We start from the raw sequence: 7,002 nt of genomic DNA on the forward strand, positions 1-7,002 counted from the left end.
CTTACAGTTTCTGGAACGCCGGACTCAACCGGCCACTGATGCAATACAAAATCACCGACAGGGCCAGCAAGCAGATGATAATCATGATGTCGCGTACCGAGGCTTCAAGGATCAAGGTGACCAGCAGGTAACCGGCACCCAGTACCGCCAGCAATGCCGGCAGCGGCCATAGCGGCATGCGATAGGGATGCTCACGATCACGCAGCAGCACCCGGCTCATCAGCGCGCTCAGCGCCACCACCAGGTACACCAGCATGATCAGCAGCACGCTGAACGAGGTCAGGTCGGCCAGGTTCGAGCTGAAACTCAATAGCGCCGAGGGTATCGCCAGGAACAGCGTCGCCAGCCACGGCGAGTCCCAGCGCGGGTGAATACGCGTGAACAGCTTGTTGATGCCAGGCGTCCACAACGCATCGCGACCGCTGCTGAACACCACGCGGCCAATCTGGATCACGATGGCGACGATGGCGTTGAACACCGACAGGAAAATCCCGGCACTCACCAGCCGCGACAAGGTTTCATTGCCATGACTAGTCAACAGATAGCCGATCGGGTCGGGGCTGCTGATCATCTCGCTCAAAGACGGCGCGCCGATCAACAGCGCAGTGATCGGCACCAACTCGATGACCACCACCAACCCCAACGACCATAGCACCGCCTTGTGCACGCCCTTGCCGCCGCACTTCATGTCTTCGGCCAGCAACACCGCCGGGCCATAGCCGTTGAACGAGAACAGGCCGATGCCGACGGCGCCGATCACCAACGCCCAGGGCGCCAGGTGCAACACGCCGTTTTCGACGATTTGTGGCTGCAACAAAACACTGGCCGGTTGCACCGGGTTACCGAAGCCGATCACCACAATCACCAGCAACGCCGCCACTTCCAATAGCAGGCAGGTGCCGGTGATCCAGGCGTTGAGCTTGATGTTGAGGATGCCCAGGGCGTAGCTGCACACCACGATCACCAGGGCGACGGTTTGCGAATCGAATGTCGTGCCGAGGGCGTTATTCAGATAAGTCGCCGCACCGGTCGCCAATACCGGCGGGATAAACAGCAACATCACCAACACCGTCAGGAAGGTGGCGTAACCGGCCATGCCACCAAACACGCGCTTGGCATACACATACTCGCCGCCGGCGCTGTTATGGGCGCGGCCGAGTTCGGCGTAACAGAAGGCGAACATCAACGCGAGCAACGCCGCCATCACAAACGCCAGGAACACGCCACTGCCCGCCTGCTGGATGGCAAACGGGGCGATCACGAAGACGGAACTGGCCGGCGTTACCGCTGAAACGGTAATGGCCACTACATCAAAGACGCTCAGGGTGGGCTTGAGCACGCCATCGGGCGCGGGGGTGGCACTCATATCGTTATCCTCTGTCGTTGTTTTTGGTGTGAGGCAGAAACGAAAAATGATTGTTCCTCGGGATATGCTTCCCGTTGGACAGTGTCGACGTTATCGGCTGGTGGGGCTGCCGGCCAATTCCCCTATTGGCGTACTCCCCTTGACGGTGCCCTGCAGAAGCCTAACCCTTGGCCAATCATTTGAGGGTGGGGATGTTGAGATGAGCCTGTTCCGGGAAATCGGTATGCACGCGGGGTTGGGCCGCACCCTGTCACAGATCGGCACCGAGCGGTTCTGGAAGCAACTGGTGCTGTTATTGCACCAGTGCCTGCCCTTCGATAATGCCCTGGCGATTTTCTACCCGCTGGATGGCCCGCCCCAGGCCCTGGAGGAGTACGACGCCCAACCCAGCAGCAAGCCGGCGTCGATGCTGGTGTACCTCAACGGCCTGTACCTGCTCGACCCGTTTTACCAGGCCTGCCGCGAAAACTATGCCAGCGGCGTATACCGCCTGGAGGAAGTGGCGCCGGACCATTTTCGCCAGAGTGAGTACTTCCTCAATTACTTCCACGACAATGTGCTGGAAGACGAAGTGCAAGTGATCCTGCAACTGCCCGGCGTGGGCACGCTGTCGCTGTCGCTGGGCATGCAGCGGCGCTTCAGCCTCGAAGAAGCCGGGCTGTTGACCACGCTGTCGGCGTGGGTGTTGCCGCTCATGCACCAGCATTGGCAGCAAAGCACCCAGCGGGCACCGGCCATGGACAGCCAGATTCGCGATGCCCTGAGTCATTTCGGCAGCGGTGTGCTGTCGGACCGCGAGCTGGAAATCGCCCGGCTGGTGTTGCGTGGGTTCTCCTCCAAGGCCATGGCCGAACGCTTGAAGATCTCGCCGGACACCGTAAAAGTGCACCGCAGGCATCTGTACGCCAAGCTGGACATTTCGTCGCAGCCCGAGTTGTTTTCGCTATTCATCCAGTCATTGGGGCATGACCTGGAGAACCCATAAACCTCATTCGATCTGAAAGCGTGGTTGGCGCCTGTCAACGCCCCGTCCGTATGGTATTCCATACCCGAGTACGCACCCGGTCGATATTCAACGGCATGGCTTGCAGTGCAAACAGCTTGCCCATCATCTCCGGGCTCGGATACACCTTGGTGTCGGCCTTGATCGCCGGGTCTACCAGGCTGTCGGCCGCCGCGTTGCCGTTAGCGTAGTGCACGTAGTTGGTGACACTCGCCATCACGTCGGGGCGCAGCAGATAGTTCATGAAGGCATAGCCGGCTTTCTCATCCGGCGCGTCGGCGGGCATGGCGACCATGTCAAACCAGATCGCCGCACCTTCCTTGGGAATGTTGTAGCCGATATTCACGCCGTTCCTGGCTTCCTTGGCGCGGCTTTCGGCCTGCAGGATGTCGCCGGAGAAACCGACGGCTACACAGATATCGCCATTGGCCAGATCGGCGGTGTATTTCGAGGAATGAAAATACGCCACGTAAGGCCGCACTTGCATCAGCAGGGCTTCGGCCTTCTTGTAGTCCTCGGCTTTTTTGCTGTGGTGCGGCAAGCCCAGGTAATTGAGCGCGGCCGGCAGCAGTTCGGGGCCGTTGTCGAGGATGGCGACCCCGCACTTTTGCAGCTTGGCCATGTTTTCCGGCTTGAAGATCAAGTCCCAGGAGTCCACCGGGGCGTCGTCGCCGAGTACCGCCTTGACCTTGTCGATGTTGTAGCCAATGCCGGTGCTGCCCCACAGGTACGGAAAGCCGTGAGCATTGCCAGGGTCATTGTTTTCCACGGCCTTGAGTAGCACGGGGTTGAGATTTTTCCAGTTGGGCAACTGGCTCTTGTCGAGCTTTTTAAGAGCGCCGCCCTGGATCTGCCGCGCCATGAAATGGTTGGAGGGGAACACCACGTCGTAGCCCGATTTACCGGTCATCAGCTTGCCGTCGAGGGTTTCGTTGCTGTCATACACGTCATAGGTGAAACCGATGCCGGTGTCTTTCTGGAAATTCCTGGTGGTGTCCGGCGCGATGTAGTCCGACCAGTTATAGATCTTCACGGTCTCGGCGGCCTGGCAGATAGAGGCCACCAACATCAAGGGCAACAGGGCAATGGCTTTCATGGTTCGATTTCCTGGCGGTTTTAGGGCTGTTTTTATGGCAGGCGATCAAGGATCAAAGCGTTACAGAATCAGGACGTAGGTCTTGCGCACGGTTTCCTGGATATCCCAGATACCGGTGCTATTGGCTGGCAACAACAGTGCGTCACCGGCTTGTATGTGCAGGGTTTCCCCATTATCGGGCGTGAAGGTGCAGCGCCCTTGGATGAAATGGCAAAACTCCTGGGACGTGATCTGCCGACGCCAGCGCCCCGGGGTGCAGGCCCAGATGCCGGTCTCGACCCCGTCGTTGCGTTCCACGCTCAGGGTCGAGGCCACGGCGATGGGCGCGCCCAGGGGCACCGCCACCGGTGATGAATCTGGCAGAGCGGTGTTCAGCGTGTCTTTGAATTGCGTGATGCTCATGGGTTTTCCCCTGTGGGTGGAACGAGTCAGTGCATGAAGCCTTCCATGAAACCGGCAACGCCGGTTGCCAGCTTGCGGCGCCAGGGCGGGGTGTTGGGGTTGGCCAACACCTGGTCTTCATGGACAAAACTGCGAATGATCGCGTTGTAACCCAGCCAGCGGCACGGCTCCGGCTCCCAGGACTTGAGCGCCTGGAGTCCGCCTTCGCGAATCACCCAGGGTTGTCGGGTCAACGGGGTGTCGCGGCCCAGGATCAAGTCGGCCAGGGTACGGCCGCCGAGGTTGGTGGCGCCCACGCCCTCCCCGCCATAACCGCCGGACAGTGCGATGCCAGTGGCGTGGTCACAGAGCATGTGCGGACGAAAACGGCGCGACATGCCCAGATTGCCGCCCCAGGAGTGGGTAATCCTGGCCTTTTTCAGCTGTGGGAAGAGTTCTCCAAACAGGTAGCGACGCAACTCTACTTCGCTGTCCGTCAGGTCGAAGTTGTGCCGTAACTTGCCGGCAAATTGATAGCCACCACGGGCGCCGAACACCAGGCGATTGTCGGCCGTGCGCTGGCCGTAGGTGACTTGTCGGCTGCTCTCGCCAAAAGCCTGGCCCTGGCTGAGCCCGATGCCCTCCCAGGTGCTGGCCGGCAGCGGTTCGGTGGCGACGATCAAACTCTGCACCGGTAACTGGTAGCGACCCAATGGGGGCAAGGTATTGGCGTAACCCTCGACAGCAGGCACCACCCAGGCGGCGCGCACGCTGGCCCTGGCGGTGCGCAGGCCGCCGGACTGCCAATGGGTCACGGGGCTGTTTTCGTAAATGGTCACGCCCATGTTCTCAACCGCCCGCGCCAGGCCACGCACCAGCTTTGCCGGGTTGATCGTCGCGACGTGGGGGGCATAGATGCCGCCATAAGGCTTGGCAATGCGGACCTGCTCGGCCAATTGCTGCGGGCTGAGCCAGCGGTAGTCGTCTTCGGTGAGGCCCTGGCCGTACAGCTTGTCCAGATAGCGGCGCAGGCTGAGTTCCTGCTCGGGGTAGCGTGCGGCGCAATACAAGGCGCCGCCTTTGCGGTAGTCGCAGTCAATGCCTTCGCGGGCCAGCACCTGAGCCACTTCATCAGGAATGCCATGCAAGAGGTCAAACGAAGCGAGACGCTGCTGGGGGGCAAGCTCAGCCAGCAGACGGTCTTCTCCCAAGAGGTTGCCCATCAACCAGCCACCATTGCGCCCGGATGCGCCGAAACCGGCCGTTTGCGCCTCGATGATTGCAATTTTCAGCTCAGGGGCCTGGCGCTTCAGGTAATAGGCGGTCCACAGGCCGGTATAGCCGGCGCCGATAATCGCCACATTGACGTCCAGGTCGTGCTCCAGCGACGGGCGCGCTACCAGCGGGTCGTCCAACTGGTCCATCCATAAACTGATACTGCGCCATGCCGGCATGCCAGGTTCCCCTACCTCGGTTCGATAGGGCCGATCCTAGAGTGCAGCGTCAGGGGCTGTCTTGCGCGCGTGCACGCACAGAAATTTGTTTGAGGTACGCCTTGGGCGATTGCCCGGTGTGCTGGCGAAAAGCGCTGTAGAACGCCGAGAGTGAATTGAAACCGGCGGCAAAGGCCAGCTCATCAACTTTGACCGGCGCGGTGGCGTGATCCAGCGCGGCCAGTACATGCTGGAGTCGCGCCTGATTGACGTAGCGATAGAAGCTCTGCCCCAGCACCTGGTTCAGCAGGTAGGACATCTGGTTGCGACTGTAGCCACAGGCCGTGGCGACCCGCTGCAGGTCCAAGTCCGGGTCCAGGTACGGCTGCTGACGCTCGAAATATTGTTGCAGGTCATTGGCCATATAACCCAACTGCTGGGGCGACAGGCCCAGGCGGCTGACCGTGGTACGCAGCGCCTGGGTCGGTTGCTCGTGCACCAGGGACGCATATTCATGCACCCGCCAGATCAACCCGTCGCGCACCGTAATGGCCTCACTGGTACGAAACGACACCAGGCCCTGGCCGCCACGCAAGGTAATGCGGTACTGGATAAACGCGGTATCGCCATCGGCGCGGATGCGATCAGTGTGTTCAATCGCCTCATCTGCCTCACGAGGCATGCTGGCCTGCAAGTACTCGCGCAACTCGGCATAGCCCACCACACGGTTCTGGAAGAAATCGTGGTACTGGATCTCGGGGTGGTAGTAAGCCATCACCCCGTCCAGATCGCGATGGCGCCAGCACAAGTGATGGCGCAGCACCAGCGCGCCGGTAGCCTGGGAATTCTGATACTCATCGTCTGGAGCGATGTGGGACATATCGGGCTCTACGGCGGGGAAAATGCCTGAGAATGCCGAAGTTTACCCTTCCCTTCAATGGTCAGATCGAGCGCCTGACTAATGGCCTTTTGCTTATTCCTCTGTAGGACATGATCTATATCAAAGCCAGGCGAAAGAACCGCCGAACGGGTCGAAAAAAGTCACCTTGCAGTTGCGAACGAATGCTATTTTTAAGCCCTTAGCTGTCATGACCAGTGAAGGTCCTGGCCCCTGCCGCGAGCTAAAGGAAGCGCTCAATGAACAAGGTGGGCAACATGAACAAAGTGACATTTCCCAACGCCTGCCAGCTGATGCGCTGGCATTTTCACCCGATGGGCTTCGAGGGCAGCATGGACGCCCCCGGCAGCATGATCGCCCGCCTGTTCGACCGGGCCAGCGGCGAGACGTTGATCGCTATCGCGGGGATCCCGTGCGCTACGGTGATGAACGCGGCTGATGTGGAGCGCATCATCGAGGCAGTGGAGGATGAATTGGAGAGTTTCGTGCCGCCGGTTTCGTTGCGGGCGTGAGGCGGCAATAGCGAAATAACGCCCACTTTGACGGTAACTACGATGCGAAGCGAGCCGCTCTTGGTCTTGATCTGCTTTTGATCTTGATCTCAGGCGCCCCGTTAAACCACGCTGGCCGAACGCGGGCTTGAATTCGTGGGTAACCCGGCAGGACGCCGGGTTAGCCGCCCCGCGCCATGGATGGCGCGTGGCGGCGGCCCGCGGATTCAAGCCTGCGTTCGGGCACACCGAGCCTAGGCGAGGTGCCGAGTGGTGGGGCGAAGGCCTTTTGGTTACTTTTGGGCCTTTCCAAAAGTGACCCGCTGTAAGAGCG

7 protein-coding genes are annotated in these 7,002 nt (G+C 60.3%); 2 read left to right on the forward strand and 5 right to left on the reverse strand.

Annotation, left to right across the window (positions count from 1 at the left end):
• Position 1: 1 nt before the first annotated feature.
• Positions 2-1,366, reverse strand: a complete 1,365-nt coding sequence (locus AC07S6_RS04070) for an APC family permease (protein WP_495111765.1) — start codon at positions 1,364-1,366, stop codon at positions 2-4.
• Positions 1,367-1,565: 199 nt separating this feature from the next.
• Here AC07S6_RS04070 and AC07S6_RS04075 point away from each other — a divergent pair, with 199 nt between their 5' ends.
• Complete coding sequence (locus AC07S6_RS04075; RefSeq protein WP_495111766.1) at positions 1,566-2,351, forward strand: helix-turn-helix transcriptional regulator; 786 nt, start codon at positions 1,566-1,568, stop codon at positions 2,349-2,351.
• Positions 2,352-2,385: 34 nt separating this feature from the next.
• Here AC07S6_RS04075 and AC07S6_RS04080 read toward each other — a convergent pair whose 3' ends face one another.
• From AC07S6_RS04080 to AC07S6_RS04095, 4 genes are read right to left on the reverse strand one after another with little or no spacing between them, the layout of a single operon-like run.
• Positions 2,386-3,465 (reverse strand): polyamine ABC transporter substrate-binding protein, encoded by a 1,080-nt coding sequence (locus AC07S6_RS04080; protein WP_495111767.1) that lies wholly within the window; start codon positions 3,463-3,465, stop codon positions 2,386-2,388.
• 60 nt (positions 3,466-3,525) lie between these two features.
• Complete coding sequence (locus AC07S6_RS04085; RefSeq protein ID WP_495111768.1) at positions 3,526-3,867, reverse strand: cupin domain-containing protein; 342 nt, start codon at positions 3,865-3,867, stop codon at positions 3,526-3,528.
• A 26-nt stretch (positions 3,868-3,893) separates the two neighbouring features.
• The gene (locus AC07S6_RS04090; protein ID WP_495111769.1) at positions 3,894-5,300 is read right to left on the reverse strand and encodes an NAD(P)/FAD-dependent oxidoreductase; all 1,407 of its coding nucleotides are present in this window, start codon (positions 5,298-5,300) and stop codon (positions 3,894-3,896) included.
• A gap of 49 nt (positions 5,301-5,349) precedes the next feature.
• Positions 5,350-6,159, reverse strand: coding sequence for a helix-turn-helix transcriptional regulator (locus AC07S6_RS04095; protein WP_495111770.1), 810 nt, complete (start codon positions 6,157-6,159; stop codon positions 5,350-5,352).
• Positions 6,160-6,416: 257 nt separating this feature from the next.
• On the opposite strand from AC07S6_RS04095, the gene AC07S6_RS04100 reads away from it, so the two are divergent.
• Positions 6,417-6,689, forward strand: coding sequence for a DUF1652 domain-containing protein (locus AC07S6_RS04100; protein WP_014718395.1), 273 nt, complete (start codon positions 6,417-6,419; stop codon positions 6,687-6,689).
• Positions 6,690-7,002: the final 313 nt, after the last annotated feature.

It is taken from the genome of Pseudomonas sp. GW821-FHT07B01 (assembly GCF_059419065.1).

Coding starts and splice junctions, on each gene's coding strand:
- AC07S6_RS04100 (WP_014718395.1), top strand. CDS start 6,417: ATGAACAAGGTGGGCAACATGAACAAAGTGACATTTCCCAACGCCTGC.
- AC07S6_RS04085 (WP_495111768.1), bottom strand. CDS start 3,867: ATGAGCATCACGCAATTCAAAGACACGCTGAACACCGCTCTGCCAGAT.
- AC07S6_RS04090 (WP_495111769.1), bottom strand. CDS start 5,300: ATGCCGGCATGGCGCAGTATCAGTTTATGGATGGACCAGTTGGACGAC.
- AC07S6_RS04080 (WP_495111767.1), bottom strand. CDS start 3,465: ATGAAAGCCATTGCCCTGTTGCCCTTGATGTTGGTGGCCTCTATCTGC.
- AC07S6_RS04075 (WP_495111766.1), top strand. CDS start 1,566: ATGAGCCTGTTCCGGGAAATCGGTATGCACGCGGGGTTGGGCCGCACC.
- AC07S6_RS04070 (WP_495111765.1), bottom strand. CDS start 1,366: ATGAGTGCCACCCCCGCGCCCGATGGCGTGCTCAAGCCCACCCTGAGC.
- AC07S6_RS04095 (WP_495111770.1), bottom strand. CDS start 6,159: ATGTCCCACATCGCTCCAGACGATGAGTATCAGAATTCCCAGGCTACC.